The 17,635-nt window shown below is 41.2% G+C and carries 16 protein-coding genes and 1 pseudogene; 13 read left to right on the forward strand and 4 right to left on the reverse strand.

Features of this window, described 5'->3' with window-relative positions:
* The first annotated feature begins 87 nt into the window (after positions 1-87).
* From AC3KVK_RS07580 to AC3KVK_RS07595, 4 genes are all read left to right on the forward strand, one after another.
* Positions 88-576, forward strand: a complete 489-nt coding sequence (locus AC3KVK_RS07580) for a hypothetical protein (RefSeq protein WP_490312365.1) — start codon at positions 88-90, stop codon at positions 574-576.
* A gap of 256 nt (positions 577-832) precedes the next feature.
* Positions 833-1,240: a transposase gene (locus AC3KVK_RS07585; RefSeq protein WP_490312366.1), complete on the forward strand. Its 408-nt coding sequence runs from the start codon at positions 833-835 to the stop codon at positions 1,238-1,240.
* A 24-nt stretch (positions 1,241-1,264) separates the two neighbouring features.
* Entirely contained in the window at positions 1,265-2,239 is a 975-nt protein-coding gene (locus AC3KVK_RS07590; RefSeq protein ID WP_490312367.1) for a transposase, read from the forward strand.
* A 473-nt stretch (positions 2,240-2,712) separates the two neighbouring features.
* Positions 2,713-3,204, forward strand: a complete 492-nt coding sequence (locus tag AC3KVK_RS07595) for a hypothetical protein (RefSeq protein ID WP_490312447.1) — start codon at positions 2,713-2,715, stop codon at positions 3,202-3,204.
* A gap of 252 nt (positions 3,205-3,456) precedes the next feature.
* Here the strand turns inward: AC3KVK_RS07595 and AC3KVK_RS07600 are convergent.
* A pseudogene (locus AC3KVK_RS07600) lies at positions 3,457-3,600 on the reverse strand (IS110 family transposase); the annotation flags it as partial.
* Between the two features lie 244 nt (positions 3,601-3,844).
* On the opposite strand from AC3KVK_RS07600, the gene AC3KVK_RS07605 reads away from it, so the two are divergent.
* The 3 genes from AC3KVK_RS07605 to AC3KVK_RS07615 all read left to right on the forward strand — a co-directional run bounded on the left by AC3KVK_RS07605 (position 3,845) and on the right by AC3KVK_RS07615 (position 6,800).
* Positions 3,845-4,315, forward strand: coding sequence for a DUF6795 domain-containing protein (locus AC3KVK_RS07605; RefSeq protein WP_490312368.1), 471 nt, complete (start codon positions 3,845-3,847; stop codon positions 4,313-4,315).
* A gap of 20 nt (positions 4,316-4,335) precedes the next feature.
* Positions 4,336-5,487, forward strand: coding sequence for a lipase family protein (locus AC3KVK_RS07610; protein WP_490312369.1), 1,152 nt, complete (start codon positions 4,336-4,338; stop codon positions 5,485-5,487).
* Between the two features lie 428 nt (positions 5,488-5,915).
* Complete coding sequence (locus AC3KVK_RS07615; RefSeq protein WP_490312370.1) at positions 5,916-6,800, forward strand: patatin-like phospholipase family protein; 885 nt, start codon at positions 5,916-5,918, stop codon at positions 6,798-6,800.
* Positions 6,801-6,955: 155 nt separating this feature from the next.
* On the opposite strand, the gene AC3KVK_RS07620 is transcribed toward AC3KVK_RS07615, so the two are convergent.
* On the reverse strand, positions 6,956-8,989 hold the full coding sequence (locus AC3KVK_RS07620) for a TonB-dependent receptor plug domain-containing protein (RefSeq protein WP_490312371.1): 2,034 nt from the start codon (positions 8,987-8,989) through the stop codon (positions 6,956-6,958).
* A gap of 73 nt (positions 8,990-9,062) precedes the next feature.
* On the opposite strand from AC3KVK_RS07620, the gene AC3KVK_RS07625 reads away from it, so the two are divergent.
* From AC3KVK_RS07625 to AC3KVK_RS07645, 5 genes are all read left to right on the forward strand, one after another.
* Complete coding sequence (locus AC3KVK_RS07625; RefSeq protein ID WP_490312372.1) at positions 9,063-9,452, forward strand: MerR family transcriptional regulator; 390 nt, start codon at positions 9,063-9,065, stop codon at positions 9,450-9,452.
* 199 nt (positions 9,453-9,651) lie between these two features.
* On the forward strand, positions 9,652-10,668 hold the full coding sequence (locus tag AC3KVK_RS07630) for an efflux RND transporter periplasmic adaptor subunit (RefSeq protein WP_490312373.1): 1,017 nt from the start codon (positions 9,652-9,654) through the stop codon (positions 10,666-10,668).
* 3 nt (positions 10,669-10,671) lie between these two features.
* On the forward strand, positions 10,672-13,755 hold the full coding sequence (locus AC3KVK_RS07635) for an efflux RND transporter permease subunit (RefSeq protein ID WP_490312374.1): 3,084 nt from the start codon (positions 10,672-10,674) through the stop codon (positions 13,753-13,755).
* A 296-nt stretch (positions 13,756-14,051) separates the two neighbouring features.
* The gene (locus AC3KVK_RS07640) at positions 14,052-15,065 is read left to right on the forward strand and encodes a metal-dependent hydrolase (RefSeq protein WP_490312375.1); all 1,014 of its coding nucleotides are present in this window, start codon (positions 14,052-14,054) and stop codon (positions 15,063-15,065) included.
* Between the two features lie 49 nt (positions 15,066-15,114).
* Positions 15,115-15,900, forward strand: coding sequence for a substrate-binding periplasmic protein (locus tag AC3KVK_RS07645; protein WP_490312376.1), 786 nt, complete (start codon positions 15,115-15,117; stop codon positions 15,898-15,900).
* 49 nt (positions 15,901-15,949) lie between these two features.
* Here AC3KVK_RS07645 and AC3KVK_RS07650 read toward each other — a convergent pair whose 3' ends face one another.
* Positions 15,950-16,369, reverse strand: coding sequence for a VF530 family protein (locus tag AC3KVK_RS07650; protein ID WP_490312377.1), 420 nt, complete (start codon positions 16,367-16,369; stop codon positions 15,950-15,952).
* 149 nt (positions 16,370-16,518) lie between these two features.
* Between AC3KVK_RS07650 and AC3KVK_RS07655 the strand changes: the two genes are divergently transcribed.
* Complete coding sequence (locus AC3KVK_RS07655; RefSeq protein WP_490312378.1) at positions 16,519-16,821, forward strand: antibiotic biosynthesis monooxygenase family protein; 303 nt, start codon at positions 16,519-16,521, stop codon at positions 16,819-16,821.
* Positions 16,822-16,931: 110 nt separating this feature from the next.
* On the opposite strand, the gene AC3KVK_RS07660 is transcribed toward AC3KVK_RS07655, so the two are convergent.
* Positions 16,932-17,627 carry a hypothetical protein gene (locus AC3KVK_RS07660; protein ID WP_490312379.1) on the reverse strand — a complete coding sequence of 232 codons (696 nt, stop codon included), beginning with the start codon at positions 17,625-17,627 and terminating at the stop codon, positions 16,932-16,934.
* Positions 17,628-17,635: the final 8 nt, after the last annotated feature.

Raw genomic sequence — 17,635 nt, forward strand, 5'->3', positions numbered from 1 at the left:
TAATTGGTAATTGGTAATTGGTAATTGGTAATTGGTAATTGGTAATTGGTAATTGGTAATTGGTAATTGGTTAATGTTGGAGGTGTAATGAAATTTTTTTTATATATTGTTGTCTTTTCTTCGATGGTTGCGTGTACAAATATGAAGAAAGGTGATATAGAAAGCAATATAGGGCTTTATGAAATTGTAAGTGCTGAATGTGATGTAGGAGATACTTCTTTTGATCCATGTGCCACTACTTACTTTTTTGAACTCTTAAAAGGTCAGTTTAAAGGGGTTAAGTCAGATGATTTAGCTTATGTTTTTTGGAGTGGATATCCAGAAATTGATTCTGAACTTCAATATACCTCTCACATTATGGAAAACTATAAAACAAAGAGAATAACAGATGGGAAAATTTGGCTAAATAATAATAAGGAGGTTTATGAGTACTTAGTATTTCGAAGTGGTGTATTAAGTGAATATTATGTTGAATATAACGAAAATGGCACGCTTAGAAAAATAAGGTACACTCTAAACCCGGTCAGAAGGGGGAGTAAGCCTAAGTTTCGTATGAATTATCCTGATAACAAGTAAAATCCGTAGCTAACAAGATAATTGGACTCCCAACTTCTACACTGAAGTAGAAATTATTTCCGGAGTTCGATAGTGAATAAGTTAAGAATTGGTGTCGATTTAGCTCATAAATTAATACAAGTTTGTAGTTCTACAAATAATAAAGTGCACTCAAATAATGAGATAAAAAAAATACAAGACACCCACAAAAACCTCGTTGAAAAATCACAATAGTGAGCCTAATTTTAATTAATCACTTTCTGTTTTGGTGGCTCACATGGCACAAGCAAGACGTTCGTTAATTGATTTAGATTCCACACCTTACTATCACTGCATCAGTCGCTGTGTTCGCAGGGCATTTCTAGCGGGTTTTGATAAATACTCAGGTCAAAATTTTGAACATCGACGTGTGTGGTTAGTTGAGCGATTTAAACGGCTATCGCAAGTGTTTGCCATTGATATTGCGGCCTATGCGGTGATGTCGAATCATTACCATTTGGTGCTTAGGGTCGATAGAAGTAGGGCATTAAACTGGTCAAAGGAGGAAGTGATAGAACGCTGGTATCAGTTGTATCACGGCACAATCTTGGTCGACCGCTACCGAAAAAAATACAAGAGAAAAAAATACAAGACACCCACAAAAACCTCGTTGAAAAATCACAATAGTGAGCCTAATTTTAATTAATCACTTTCTGTTTTGGTGGCTCACATGGCACAAGCAAGACGTTCGTTAATTGATTTAGATTCCACACCTTACTATCACTGCATCAGTCGCTGTGTTCGCAGGGCATTTCTAGCGGGTTTTGATAAATACTCAGGTCAAAATTTTGAACATCGACGTGTGTGGTTAGTTGAGCGATTTAAACGGCTATCGCAAGTGTTTGCCATTGATATTGCGGCCTATGCGGTGATGTCGAATCATTACCATTTGGTGCTTAGGGTCGATAGAAGTAGGGCATTAAACTGGTCAAAGGAGGAAGTGATAGAACGCTGGTATCAGTTGTATCACGGCACAATCTTGGTCGACCGCTACCGTAAAGGTGAAAAACTCGATGAAGCCTATATGTACAGCGTTGATAAAACGGTCGAAGTTTGGCGAAATCGTTTATACGACATCAGTTGGTATATGCGTAACCTTAACGAGTTTATTGCCAGAGAAGCCAATAAAGAAGATAACTGCACAGGCCGATTTTGGGAGGGGCGCTTTAAGTCGCAAGCGCTACTGGACGAGCAAGCCGTACTCAGTTGTATGATGTACGTCGATTTAAACCCAATCAGAGCCAAAATGGCGAAAAACCTGCAAGATAGCGATTTTACATCAATCCAAGAGCGCATCGTACACTACAAAAAACAGTCCACGTCAGAAAACACCAAACACACTACCCAGCAACCAAAGCAACTGATGGCCTTTGGCAGTAACCAAAACAATCAAACCACTCCTTTTAAGTTGCTGGATTACCTAGAACTTGCTGATTGGAGTGGGCGACATATTGACCCAAAAAAGCGCGGGGCTATAAGTAAAACTCAACCTAAAATTCTGGTCGAATTGGGAATAGAAACCGCTGTTTGGCTCGAAGCAGTACAAAACTTTAGACGACAATATAGTAACTTCGCAGGTCAACCCAGTGCCCTTAGGCAATGTGCCCATCAACATCAACAAAGTTGGTATCGCGGAGTCGGCTAGTCACAATCATTAATCTGTATTTAAGTAAACGAGGCATAGGCCTAGTTTTACCATGCCGGAAAATCTGATATTTCATATCAATTTATATTCACTCAATACTCATCAGCGGTTTTGCTGGTATAAAACCGCAATATATATGTCATTCAAGCAGTCGTTATTCAATCCATTACTCCCTTTGAAATAGATTTTGTATTGTTTCTTAATACAAATTATTTATAATCAATGAGATATTGATGAGTGTTAAACATTTTTTGAACATTTTACGATGCCTGAAAACCGGATATTTCATATCAATTTATATTCACTCAATACTCATCAGCGGTTTTGCTGGTATAAAACCGCAATATATATGTCATTCAAGCAGTCGTTATTCAATCCATTACTCCCTTTGAAATAGATTTTGTATTGTTTCTTAATACAAATTATTTATAATCAATGAGATATTGATGAGTGTTAAACATTTTACGCTGAGTATGCCCAACCCCTTTATTCCTGAATCTTTTGAAGCGCCTACGCTTTTTGATAGTGATTTCTTTCATTTTAGAGTGTTAGAAGAGGCAGTTGCAGAATTAGATTTTGAAGCTGTGAGGTCTAGCCAAAAAAGATTGCAAGGTATTTTTGGCCCAGAGTTTGACTGGCCTAAAATTGATATGACTCTCGAAGACAATATAAAAAGTTTGAAGGTTCATAAACAAGAGTTTGAATCACGAGAAGCATTTGCTTATTCAGTATTTACCAATTCAAAAGATAAATGCCTAGGTTCTGTTTACATAGATCCAAGCCAATCACACAATTATGATTGTGAAGTATATTTGTGGGTTAGGGATGATAGTCTCACTTTGGATGAGGCTCTTTACCAAACAGTTTTGAATTGGCTTCAGCATGATTGGCCGTTTTCTAAAGTTGCATTCCCTGGTAGGCGTGTTTTATGGAAAGATTGGGCAAACGAGTTAAAAGTTGTATAACACATATGAGCCGAGCTCTCGTCAATAGGTATTACTAATCTTTTTGACCGCGCAAGCGGTCAAATCCAAATCAATCAAAAAATTCATCTACTTCGTCAGTCAGTTAGCTGTTCAATCGTCGTGCCGTTATAAAAGTATGCAAACACATATAGAGGCTCTGTTAGAGCGATCTTATCGATGTATAACGTTTTACGAATTACAACCAAATGGCCCAGCTTCATAAACGAAATGCAGGGTTGCTTCAGGGGATTAAGATGCGAACTGACCAATAAGCTTTTTAATCGCGACTTTAGCAGAAGAAAACCACTCAAGGTGAACAGGTTGCGCGCCTCTATGGTCTTCAATATACGCCACTTCAATCAACTCTTTATGGGTATCAAAGCCAATGAAAAGTATGTTATGTTGGTTCTTGCTAGCGTCTGCGGTTTAGGTATTTGACGAACTAATTATTGCTCTGGCTTGAAGCTAACCCACGAAAATTCGGAGGTTAGTACCGTGTAGGAGTCATTATGTCTAGTTGCCTACGAATGTACTATCTACGTTCACAAATTTGATTTTTGAACATTTTCCATTCTATATGTATTTTTTTTATTAATAATTACCTATTATACGCACGCACTTTTTTTATAGGGATATATACATGTTTGGTTTTTTTAAAAAGTATGATGCGCATTTATGCTCCGCCGTATCTGGCCAAATACTTATCAACGGAAAGCCTTTAGCTGGTGTTAAGATTAAGCGTGAACTTTACTATATTGATGATAAAAGAAGGGTCGATAATGCAATAACCGATGAAAATGGTTGCTTTATGATGCCTGAAATTAATGTACGTTCAAAAGCCCCTGGATGGTTATTTGCCGAACAAAGAACCCAGCAACATATTTCTGCACACTTTTCAGGTAAAAACTATGTCCTTTGGTCAACCTCATTAAAAAAGATTGAACCAATACCAGCGTACAATAAAAAACTATCCCAATTAAATGCGGACTTATTAAGTAGTGAGATAGCATTTACTTTTAAAAATGAAGACTGCCCCAACGTACCATATAGCGCTTATAGCATTTGTCGTTGGGAGTCAGATTGTGAAATACAACATATAGTGGAAAATTAGCAATTATAAGGATATTCACCATGCGTGATTTAACACCAAAGTTAGCAGTGACACTTGCTGATGCAGCATACGAAATTAAGAAGAAAATTGATGGAAGCTATAGATCAGCAGCATTGATCACTTTATCTAACGACTTCGACTTCAACTTATCAAATAACGTGGTCCAAGGAGTCAGTGGTTCTTTTATGGAGCACCTTTTAGGGCACAAAACAGGTTTTGCTGTTATTGGCACGGGTAAGCCAAGAGGTAATTATAAAGGCCATACAGTTATTGCTCTTCGCGGTACAGATAGTAGACGTGATGCAATAACTGATGCGCATTGTGGTTTAAGTACTAGTGCGAATAACTTGCCTGTTCATGCTGGATTCAATAAAACCTTTAATTCTATTAAGCCCGCGCTAGAAACATACTTTAATAAAAACACAACAGGACCCGTACATTGTGTTGGTCATAGTTTAGGCGGTGCCTTAGCGAACTTAACCGCTAACTGGTTACACAACAAACAAAGTGGTCGACCCATTAGTTTATATACTTTTGGTGCGCCGCGTGTTGGTTATGCCAGCTTTGCTGACAAAACCAGTAACAGTTTACATAGAGTATTTCGTTGTGTACATGCGGCAGATCCTGTTCCATTATTACCTTTTTGGCCGTTTGTACACACTCAAGGTGAATACTTATTAAATGCAGGTCAGTACATTTCGGCAAGCGCTCATTCTCTGGCGGGTAATTCTCCTGGCTATATTATGACTGCAAGTGGTTTTAAAAGCTTTGCCTCCATTAATAAAAAAAGCGATTACCGACATCGAGAGCAAGTTAGGCTTGATTATGAAAAGCGCCACCAAGCCAGCTTTACTTCACAATGGGCTTATCGTCTAGGTGCGGCTTTGTTTACCTTGTTGCGAGATACTGGTTATTTGTACGAAATTCAACATATGGTGACTGGCAGCTTAACTTTTTACGATAAAGTAGCGATATTATTAACCAATATAGCAAAAATGCCAGGCCGCTTCGCAGAGCAACAAAAAGGTATGTTAGGTCATATGTTGGTATTTGCGGGTAAACACGGAACCGCTATTACAGACATGTCGTATAAATTTATACGCTGGGTTTTATCCGTTACGCTTGATAAAGTTATCCAAGTTGCAGGCATTGCAGTCAGTATGGTCAAATAAAGTTCAGAAATCGATAGGCAACTAACACATATGAGCCGATCTCTCGTCAATAGGCATTACTTATCTTTTTGACCGCGCAAGCGGTCAAATCCAAATCAATCAACAAATTCATCTACTTCGTCTGTCATTTAGCTGTCAAATCGTCGTGCCGTTAATAAAAGTATGCAAACACATACAGAGGCTCTGTTATTCCGATCTTATCGCTGCCTGACGTTTTTCATTTCTTTGAAATATCAGAGTACTAGAGATTCATCGGTTTGCTTAACAACTCTGATGTAGGTGAACCTTATAAATGATGAATGTGCTGTTAAGATTAAATATTTGAACCTAATGATAAACTCAGTTATCGTTTTTGAGTGAGTCTGCTATCGCGGTTTCTCACGGTGCTCGTAAATGCTCAGGTTTATTAAAGAAGGAGTTTAACCGTTATGCACACGCAGAAAACAGTTTCGCTTGTTTTAGGAAGTGGGGGTGCCCGAGGGTTGGCTCATATAGGTGTGATCCATTGGCTTGAAGAAAATAATTATAAAATTAAGTCTATCACGGGCTGCTCTATGGGAGCTCTTATTGGAGGGATTTATGCCGCAGGTAAATTGGATGAATTCGAAAATTGGGTACGAGCTATTACCAAAGTTGATATTGTCACGCTTTTGGATCTTTCTTGGAAGAAAAGTGGTTTTGTAAAAGGCGATAAAATTATCAATACCTTGACGGAACTTGTGGGTGATATGATGATTGAAGATCTGCCTTTAAACTACACCGCTGTTGCTGCCGATATTTTAAATGAAAAAGAAGTTTGGCTGAACTCAGGACGGCTTTTTGATGCAATTAGAGCATCCATTTCTCTGCCGCTATTTTTTACTCCATTTAATTATAAAGGGATTGAACTCATTGATGGCGGAGTGCTGAATCCAGTGCCAATCGCACCCACTTTTAGCGACTCAACAGATCTCACAATTGCTGTAAACCTTGGTGGTAAAATAATATATATCAAAACTCCTGTAATTGACACTGATCCAATCGCTGATTTCAATTCGCCATTTTCTGAAAAAGTCACTGAATTTGTTAATAGTTTTAAAGAGGTATCTTCGGTTCGAATTGAAAGGGAGTGGGGCGCGTTAGATATTGCAAACCAAGCATTCGATGCCATGCAAAGCACTATTTCTAGACAAAAATTAGCGGCATATCCTGCAGATTATTTTGTTGAGATAGCAAGAAACGCGTGTGGAACATTAGAGTTTGATCGCGCATCAGAAATGATAGCGCTTGGCTACCAAAAAGCCGAAGAAAGTCTCAAACACGCCTCTGATTGATAATAGATATAGCTGGGTTGCAATCACTACACTTAAAACAGTTTCATGATAAAGAAACTTGAAAGAGAAACAGCAAAAAAGACGGGGCTGTTAGTTAGTTAGTTACTTGACTCAGCATTGAAGAGTCGTGTTCAATGCTGAGTGTTTATACGGGCTTAGTGACCGAATTTTATTCTCACCCCAGCATTGGCAATGAAACCATCGTTTCTCGACCAAATGTCCGTAGTCCATTGACCACTGGGTGCTCTGGTTGGTAACAGCAGCGGATGCTCGTCTGTTTGCTTTACATCGAGTAGGTTTTCTAGATTAATAAACCAACTCACGCGGCCTGTTGTGATCTCTCCCATCAGACCTAAATGCCAATAAGGCTGAGATTTATATAGATAAGGGTTATTATCTAAATGTTGTGTGCCGGTGTAATAGGCTTCAAATCCTGCTCTGAATTGACCATGTTGTTCCCACATAGCTACAAAACCAGCGGAGTGTTGTGGTGTCAGAGAAACTTTTTTCTTACCTTTATTATTAATGCTTGCTTCGGTTGCATCCAAATATAAATAGCTCGCAGTGAGTTTGATATCGCGCCAATAATAACGCAGCAGCATTTCAGTCCCTCTAATCTGGGTGGTTGCTTCAGCATTGGTGAGCCTCACTCGGTCTAATACCTCATTACCGTTTGAGGAAAACGCGTCAAGTTGAGTCACATTGTCAATGTCCGATCCAAACAGTGTTAAGCTGGTTTCAACATTGTCGAAAGTGTAAGTAAAATCTAGCGATGCTGTTTCAGCGTTTTCTGAGACTAATTGATTAAGCGGCTCAAGACGAGAAAGTCCTGCAGCTTCAATTTCTTCTACAAACGGTGTTGGGGCAAAATAGCCTTGGCCGTAAGAGCCTCTAATGGTTAAATCGTTTGGTCTGTAAAGGATTGATAATCTTGGGCTAATTTGCGGATCAAACTCACTGTGTTCATCTATTCGTATACTGTAAGAGGTTGTTAATGCTGGGGTCATGGCATAATCGAGTTGTGCGAAAAGCCCGGGAACTTCAAATGTGTAATCAAATTCAGCAAACGCATCGGATTGAAAAAGATCTGACTGATACGCCAGTCCGATAACCCAATCACTTTTTTCATTATAACCCGATACGCTGCTTTCAAAGAGGTAGCTTTCGTGTTGATCATCTTCCAAAGAAAGACCAAACACGTGGTTATGTGTTTGTAACATGGCAGAAGCTCGCGTTGTAAAGGTGTAGTCGTCAGCGAATGGCATGGTAAAAATCATTCCGGCATCGCTTCGCGCTGAGTTTTGCGACTGCAAAAAGGCCTCGCCATCAGCGACAACACCGCCATGAGTCGTGCCTCCTTGGCGATTTTCAGTCATATACCCTGCAGTGACATATAAATTGCGGCCCTCTTCGTCTTGCCAAAAAAGTCTGGGTCGGACGGTATACCTTTCATACCCAGCTAGGTCAATCCAGCCATCGCTGTCTAAATCAACACTTTTTTGATGGTGAGCTCCTGCAGTCACTGATCCCTTGAGTGAATGTGATAGAGGGGATTCTAAATAGGTCGTAAAATCTTGCCCGTCACGGGTGGTTAAGTTGAGTAACGCTTCGCCGTTGGATGAATCGCTAGGTCGACGCGAGACTAAATTGATGACTCCGCCCAATGCTGAGCCCCCATACAAAGAAGAAGCAGAACCTTTAATGATTTCGACACGTCCCAAATCGGTGGGCGGAATTTGTAACAAGCCAATCGATGCAGCCTGATTACCATACAAAGGTAGGCCATCAGCAAGTAATTGGGTGTAACGACCAAACATGCCTTGAAGCCGAATATTTGCGCTGCCAAGCGCCGGTGAAGTAGTCTGTACCCGAACGCCTCCTGTCTCAGCAACTAGCATTGAAATATTGCCCGGGCGCATGGTGGCTTTTTCGGTAATTTCTTCGCGATTTATGAGTTCAACCCGCATCGGTAAATCATCAGCAATTCGACCCGAACGCGAGGCTTGAACCACGATTTTTTCGATTTCGTCTGCGTGATCATGTGATTCATGGGCGTGATGCTCATTTTCGGTGTGCGGATGTGCCGTTTTTTCAGCGCGAGCTTGAACATTGTCGGTTTGGTTGGCATAGCTAACGCTTGTACTGCCTAAAGTTAAAATGAGTAACGTGAATTGCGATAAAGGAAACATAAGTTAATTTTGTCAAATAAATAACAAGAAATGATATATTCACTATAAAGGTTACTGTTACTGGAAGGTCAAGATGAAAATAAGTGAATTGGCGACAGCCGCTAATGTTCCAAGTAAAACAATTCGCTATTACGAACAAGTGGGGCTCATTAAACCGCCTCATCGCAATGAAAATGGCTATCGTCAGTACTGCGATGATGATGTTAAAGCCTTGGTTTTTATTCGCCGCTGTCGAGAGTTGAACATTGCTATTGATGACATCAAAAAACTCGTTGATGTACAGCAAAACCCAAATGGCTCGTGCGCATTTGTTGATGATCTGATAGAAAAGCAGCTGATCCGTATTCAGCAAACACAACAAGAATTAGCTTTATTAGAAAAAACCTTATCAACCCTGGCGACCTCTTGCGCTAATCATAAAATTGGGGATTGCTCAATCTTACATCAGCTAAAGGCCACTTAATTGGCTTTGCGAAACATCGTGCTGTCTTCGCTATCTTGTTTTAGAGCAACCTTTGATTAAACCGTACAGCAACACGGTTATTTAAACACTTACGCATTTAACGCATTTAATGGCACGTTAATCGATTTGTTAATTTATCTGTTCACAGTCTTGCTACACTGTGCATCCAATGAGAATAATAATTAATTTAGGTAGTCTTTTGAAAGTGCGAACTCTATTCTATCCGGCGTCTGTGTTGTTAATGTTTTTTGTCACTCATTTGAATGCAGCGAACGTTATTGTCGAACCCGTTACGCTCGAACAAACGGAACACAGTGTCCAAGCAGTGGGTAATGCTGAAGCGGCCAAGTCGGTCGAGATTTATCCCGCTGTAGGCGACAAAGTTACCGAGATATTGTTTAAACCAGGGGATGAGGTTCAAGTCGGCCAGCGTTTGCTCGTTTTGGACTCTCGTCGGCAAGAAGCATCATTGCAAGAAGCTAAAATTCGTTTGGCGGATGCACAGCGTACGCTCACGCGACTCAAAGATAGTCATACTAAAGGTGCGGTGCCACAAAGTGATGTGGACGATGCAATGACAGCCCATGAGTTGGCAAAAGTGGCAGTGATGCAAGCAAAAACAGAACTTGAAGACCGCCAAGTTCTGGCTCCTTTTTCGGGCGTGATGGGGCTGACAGGTGTTGAAGTGGGCGATCGGATCACCACACAGACGATGATTGCCACCATTGATGATGTTGAACATCTGTTTATTAATTTTAACGCACCCGAAAATACCATCGCCATGCTCAAAGACGCGCCAACAATAGCAGTTAGCCCATGGCAAAGTGATCAACGCTTAAGCGCGAAAATTGCTCAGTTAGACTCGCGGATCGACCCACAAACACGAACTTTGCGGACGCGGATCAGGATTGATAACAGCCACGGTCACTATATGCCCGGTATGAGTTTTCGCGTTCATATTTCAGTGAAAGGTGAGCAGTTCGCAGCAGTCCCTGAAGCTGCCTTATTATGGGGGGCAACAGGCCCTTATGTTTGGAAAAGTGTTGATGATAAAGCTACGCGAGTCGATGTTAAAATCGAACAACGTTTAGCGGGTCGCTTATTGGTCGATGGTGATTTAAAACAGGGCGACATGCTTGTTGTAGAGGGGGTACAACGTTTAAGAGCCAATCAAACGCTGACGGTTACTCAACCCACAATCAGCCTGCAGGATTAAGCAATGAACCAGTTACCCATGTTGCAAGATTTACCGTCGATGGCGATTCGGCGTCCCATTTTAATTGTTGTACTTAATTTATTGATTATTATCGCGGGTATCGCTGCCATAGCGGCGATAGAAGTGCGGGAATTACCGGATGTCGATCGCCCATTTCTCACCGTCAGTGCTTCTTTTCCGGGAGGCTCACCAGAAACCGTTGACACCGAAGTCACCAGTAAACTGGAAGGTGCGGTGGCGCGAGTCAGTGGTGTTAAATCTATCCGAGCGCAAAGTGAAGAAGGCAGTGCTCGAATCGTGGTTGAGTTTCGACCAGGGGTGAATTTAGAAGATGCCGCCAATGAAACGCGGGAATCTGTTGCACGTGTGCAACGAGAGTTACCCAAAGAGGTTGAGCGTGTGTCGATTATTAAAGCCGACAATAATGCAGAGTCGGTCGTATCGCTCACGGTCTCGAGTGCGACTTTAGCGCTTGAGGCATTAACCGAGCGAGTTGAAATAGATTTAGCGCCTCAATTTTTGACTATTCCGGGTGTCGCTGATGTGCGTCTCAATGGTGATCGTCGTCGGGTACTTCGTGTCAGAATGGACCCATTAAAACTGGCCAGTTTTAATTTAACCGTACCAGATGTGGCTACGGTTTTGGCACAAGCTCCTTTTGATGTACCCGCTGGGAGCTTGAAATCGGCTGATCAGCAAGTCATTGTTCGTGCCGATGCTACTTCTATAACAGCAGAAGAAGTGGGCGATATTATTGTACGAGATGATACACGCATTAAAGATATTGCTGCAGTGTATTTTGGTCCAGCCGATCCCCGCTCGATGGTACGCTTAGATGGTCAGCCTGTGCTGGGCATGGAAGTGATCCGACAGGCTCAGTCAAATACTATAGAGATCTCGAATGAAGTGCTCGCTCTGCTTGAACAAATGCGCGTGCGATTCCCTGAACTTGAATTTACCCTCACTTCTGATGATGCGCAGTTTATTCGTAGCTCTGTCGATGAAGTCGTTTATTCTTTGATTTTAACTGTGTTATTGGTTGTGATTACTCTTTGGGTGTTTATCGGTTCTTGGCGGGCGACTTTAGTGCCTGCTTTTGCGATTCCAGTTGCGTTGATTGGTTCTTTAGCGTTGATTTGGGCTTTGGGGTTTTCGATTAATATTTTGACCTTACTGGCATTAGTTTTAGCAACAGGCTTGATTGTCGATGATGCGATTGTGGTCAGTGAAAATATACAACGCCAGCGTTCACTTGGTTTAGGGCGCCGTGCTGCAGCAGTAATTGGTACACGAGAAGTATTTTTTGCGGTGGTGGCGACGACCGCTGTTTTAGCTGCGGTATTTGTGCCGATAGCATTTTTACCTTCTACTGCCGGACGTTTATTTAGAGAATTTGGTGGGGTATTAGCCGGGGCTGTGGTGATTTCAAGCTTTGTCGCTTTATCAATAGTCCCCGCGCTAACCTCAAAATTAAAGCTCAAACAAACTAAAAAAAATCATCCATTTGCAAAAGTAGGCCATGATTTAGCAGAGTTTTATCGCCGCTCGATTACCTGGGTGCTCAATCATGCATGGCTAACGCTTTGCGCCTGTTTGTTGGTTGCTGCGGGTTCTGGTGGGTTATATTTAACCTTAGAAAACGAGCTGTTACCCAAAGAAGACCGAGGTAAAATCCGTATTTTTGCCCGCGGCCCTGATGGGGTGGGTCTTAATTTTATGGATCGCCAAGCCATTGCGATGGAAGATATTTTATTACCGTATGTACAAAGTGGCGAAATCGAATCTATTTATACTGTGGTTGGCCAATGGGATCCGAATATTGTGTTTATTACGGTGCCTTTAAAACACTGGGATGAACGTCATTTTAGCCAACAAGAAATCATCAACAAAATTCGTGAACCATTGAGTCAAATACCTGGTGCACCAGGCTATCCTTCAGGTTCAAATAGTTTAAATTTGCGTGGGCAGGGCGGCGGAATTGAACTGGCCTTGCTTGGGCAAGATTACAGTGAGATTTTTGTGGCAGCCCAAGCTTTTTCAGAGCAAATAGAGCAAGCCATAGAAGGCGTTGGAAATGTTCGTGTGTCTTATCAACCGTCGCAACCACAGCTCAGAGTGAATATTGATCGGCGTCGCGCTGATGAGTTGGGTGTGTCGCTCAACGATATTGCCGTGACTTTACGTGCAGCAATTAATGGTGACGATATTGCAGATTTAAACATTGGTGACCAATCAGTGCCGATTATGCTGCAAGCTCAAAATCAAACAATCAACGATCCTCGGGACTTAGCGAATTTATTTTTAAAAACACGTTCAGGGCAGTTAGTGCCGCTGAGCAGTGTTGCAACAATCAGCGAAGAAGGGGTGGCTGCCGAGCTTGAGCGACACGCTCAGCGCCGTGCTATTGAGCTCGATATGGAGTTGCCACCTAATATGAGCATCGCACAATTAGTGACACAAATACGTGACCTTTCTCAACAAACCTTGCCCGATGGCATTACTATGGTTTTTAAAGGGGAAGCACTGACGTTTGAAGAAACAGCGAATGAAGTGGTGTTGACTTATGTGTTAGCTTTTTTAATTGTTTTGTTGGTGCTTGCAGCTCAGTTTGAAAGTGTGAATAGTGCTGTGGTGGTCATGATTACGGTTCCGTTTGGGATGTCATCGGCGATTTTGGCCTTGTATTTGACAGGGACATCACTGAATATTTATTCACAGATCGGCTTGGTGATGTTAATTGGATTAATTGCTAAAAATGCGATTTTATTGGTGGAATTTGCTGATCAGCTTCGTGATAAAGGCTTAAGCGTTCGTGAGGCGGTCGAGCAAGCGGCTATCGTTCGTTTAAGACCTATTACTATGACACTTGTCTCGACATTGCTCGGTGCTTTGCCTTTAATTTTATCGTCTGGAGCGGGTGCTGAAGCTCGTAATGCAATTGGCTGGGTGGTATTTGGTGGGCTTTCGTTAGCGGTGATTTTTACATTGTATTTAACGCCGGTTATTTATTTAGGCTTAGCACGTTTTACCAAAGCCCGAGGTGATGAAACCAAACTCTTGGCCGCAGAGCTCGAACAAGCGGGATAAGGGGGAGGATTTTTGCAGTAAATAAAAAATGGCGATCGAGAGGTCGCCATTTTTTACACATTAAGGCGTACTGACACTCACATATCCTAAGTTACCTGTTTCAGGGATTCAATCTAGCGCAGTGGTTGCTGTCAATTTAGCCAAATTGTTCGGATTTCATCCGAGCTTGAATGCGTTTTTAGGTAAAGATCTAATTCAATAGTTTGGAAACCTTTGTGATAAAAATAACTTAGCTGATTGAGATATCGATTATTTTTACTTAGAGTGGGCTTGGGTTTTATTTTTAGAGTAAGCAAATGGATATTGTCACGCAAGGTTTATTAGGTGCCACCCTCGCACAAGCTGGCGCCAAATCTACAGAGTATAAGCAAGCAATGCTCATTGGATTTGTTGCGCCATTGCTCGCTGATGCTGATGCATTGATCCGTTCAAGTGAAGATCCTTTATTAGTATTGCAATTTCATCGTCATTTTAGCCATGCATTGGTTTTTATACCGATTGGGGCATTGATCGCAGCTAAGTTGTTGTGGCCTTTGTTTAAGCGAAGCTTAGCCTTTAAACGTATCTATTTTTATGCTTTGTTAGGGTACGCCACAGCGGGCGTCCTTGATGCGTGTACCAGCTATGGCACACATTTATTGTGGCCATTTGTTGACACGCGTATTGCTTGGAATGTCATTGCGATTGTTGATCCTGTTTTTTCTGGCGTGTTAATTGGCGCAATGCTGATGACGTGGCTTAAAAATCATTCTTTTTGGGCTCGCTGTGGCTTGGTGTTGGCATTGTGCTATTTAGGTTTAGGCGCCATTCAGCATCAGCGCGCGCTGGAGGTTGTTAATGAACTCGCACTTGAGCGGGATCATCAAGCCAGCGATATTGTCGTCAAACCGACTGTGGGTAATATACTCTTATGGCGTGCAGTCTATCGGGCAGATGAAGCATTTTATGTTGATGCAATTCGAGTTGGTTTTAATACCAATAAGCAGGTATTTGAAGGGCAATCAGTGCCTGTTTTTAATCGTGAACGAGACTTACCTGATTTAGATAAACGCAGTGTGCTTTACCAAGATCTAGTTCGGTTTGAGGCGTTTTCTGAAGGGTATTTAGTTCGGATGCCTGAAAGTGCCAATGCCGTGGGGGATATCCGTTATGCCATGCTGCCAACAAGCACACGGCCACTTTGGTTTATCACGTTTGACGAGCAACACGCGAGTCGACATGTGAGGTTCGAGGCTGATCGAGTGTTAACGCCGTTGCAAAGGCAGACTTTCTTTAACATGTTATTCAATAGTGAGTTTAGAAACGAATAAAGGGAGCGCATGATGTGGTTTTTTCAAAATATGTTCCTAAACTTACAGCATGAACAAAAATATCACCGCCTTGGTTTGTATAGGGTTAATTAATGTTGGGGGCTTTTTTACAGGCCTTCTTTATGCTGCATCTGTATTACCGACTGCTCACCTTCCTAAAATTGTGATAAGTGATCCGGATTGGCCTCCTTACTTTTTTAAAGGGGTCACTTTTCAACCGATAGGTTTTGCGAAAGAAATAATAAGCCAGTGTGTTCCCAATACTGGTTATCACAGTGATTTTGTTCATTTTCCAATTAAGCGGATGCGTTATTTTATGGAACAAGGTGAGATCGATGTCCATGTTTATTCGTATAAAAAAGAGCGCGAATCATTTTTGATGTTTGGTCAAGAAGCTATATTTACAGCTAGTTATCGGCCATTTGTGCATGTTGACAATGAAGTGGAAATTGATTCACAACATGATTTTGATGGGTTGGTGCTCGGGCATTTACAAGGGTTACGCTATTCGAGAGAGTTTTATCAATACATCGATAAACGTATTAACCAAAATGCGATTCGAGTGGTCGGATCAAATAATGCGCTATTGAAGTTACTGCTCGAAAAGAAAATCGATATTTTTGTAAATACCAGCGACACTATTTTTTGGCTCGCGCAGAGTATGGCAGAGCGGCATAATATCAAAATGCTCGATTATGATGTTCAGACTAAAGACTACTTTATTACGGTCTCAAAAAAAGGCGCGGCCATTGCGGACAAGCGCCAATTTTTAACACAGATAGATAGCTGCATTGCAGCACTCAAAAAAAAGTGGGGATTACCGGATGATTGCTAAACGTTACGGTATGAGGCCGTAAACAATCAAACTTTTGTTGATTAATGCTTTAGTAATTTCCCCAAGGGTTGTTATCACTTTGATGTTTTTTACGTTCACGAGCACGGTCTTTATTCGCTTTTTTTTCTTTAATCCGTTTGGCATCACTGAAGCTTAGCTCACAGGGAGTACCTGGCTTATGCTCTTCAGGGATAACGCGATCTCGTGGGGGTAATTGATATTGCACATCATCAGGCTTTGGTAAGTTTTTAAGGCGGTATAAGTAAAAATTTTCGACTTTTTCTTGCGCCCACTGAGTTTTACGCAAAAATTTTACTGTTGCTTCTAGACTAGGGTTATTTTTAAAGCAGTTAATTTGCAAATAAGCATGCAGCAATTCCCACCCATATTGCTCGACTAACTCACTGACGACTTGTTCAAGTTTGACACCTTGAAGCGGATTATTGCCGAACAATTCTTTATTACTCATGTTTACTCACTTAAAACGGGTATTCTGATTGCGGATTATAGGGATTGCGCTTGGTATTTAATAGTCAAGCAGTGATTAAATTTGCTAAATTGAACAAATATACTCATATCAGATTAAATAACTGCTAAAAGAAAATTAAGGAAACATTGATGTTTGCTGTCATTTTTAGAGCCAAACCAGGCATCCAAGATCAACACTACAGTGACACAGTCGCTCGAATGAGAAAGCTGGCATTTGAAAAATATGGTTGCATTGATTTTATTGCGGCCACTGAGGGCTCTCAAGAAATCGCAATTTCATATTGGCCTGATGAAGCCGCTATTTTAGCATGGAAACAAGACAGTGAACATATGCTGGCACAGTCTATTGGGCGAGAAAAGTGGTATCAGTCTTATCGGGTTGAAATACTCGAGTTAAAACGACACTATGCGTTTGAGGCAAACCAAAGTTAAAGTTAAAGTTAAACAGAGCCTAAATCCAAAATGGGCTTAGGCTTACTGAGATCAAAAATTTGTGTCAAGCGGAACGGCAATTGGCAACAGAGCGGTGCTTCTTGCAAACATTATTCTTCTAGTAACAATCTTAAGCCGTTGTGATCTGCGATGACTAAATAAGACTCGCCGATATCTGCGGTACATAAATCAATCAGGTTATCAGCAATGCTTAAACCGGTTGCACAGTTAGTGATTGAAAAAGCGTCACTGGCTTGCCCTTTGGCTGTTTTTGTATTTTGCAGTTCGCCATTTAGGCTGTAGTTTAACTCACTGTGTGTAAACAATCTGACTTTAAAAACTCCACTTTGATCGGACTTTACCCGTTTTACGGTGGTGATTGCCAAATCATCATTGTCTTGCCAAGCAATCGCCCAATAGTGTTGTTTATTAGATAATGTTTTGTTTGAATGGGCTTTATTGGTCAAGCTATATGAATCAATCACACCCACATGAATTGCGTTTTCGAGCAATCTATAATTGTAACGATAAGAAGTTGAAGTGCTGTTTGTTTCTATATCACTCACAATGCTATATTTATCATCAAACAAATTGTCGACATCACTTTTTCGTAATAGGTCGTTGCGTTTAAGATGGAAGTTCGCCATCTCATCTAAACTATTTACAAACCGGATATCTGCGTAGCTATCGTCAATATTATCGATGATCGTTTCACCCCCACAACCGCTTAATATCAGACAAAATACACCAGTGAAGACACCGATCTTTCGCGTTGTTAACCTAAAATTGGCAAGACGTTTGAGCATTTTTTCAT

This window comes from Pseudoalteromonas sp. J2K-J979 (assembly GCF_058169715.2).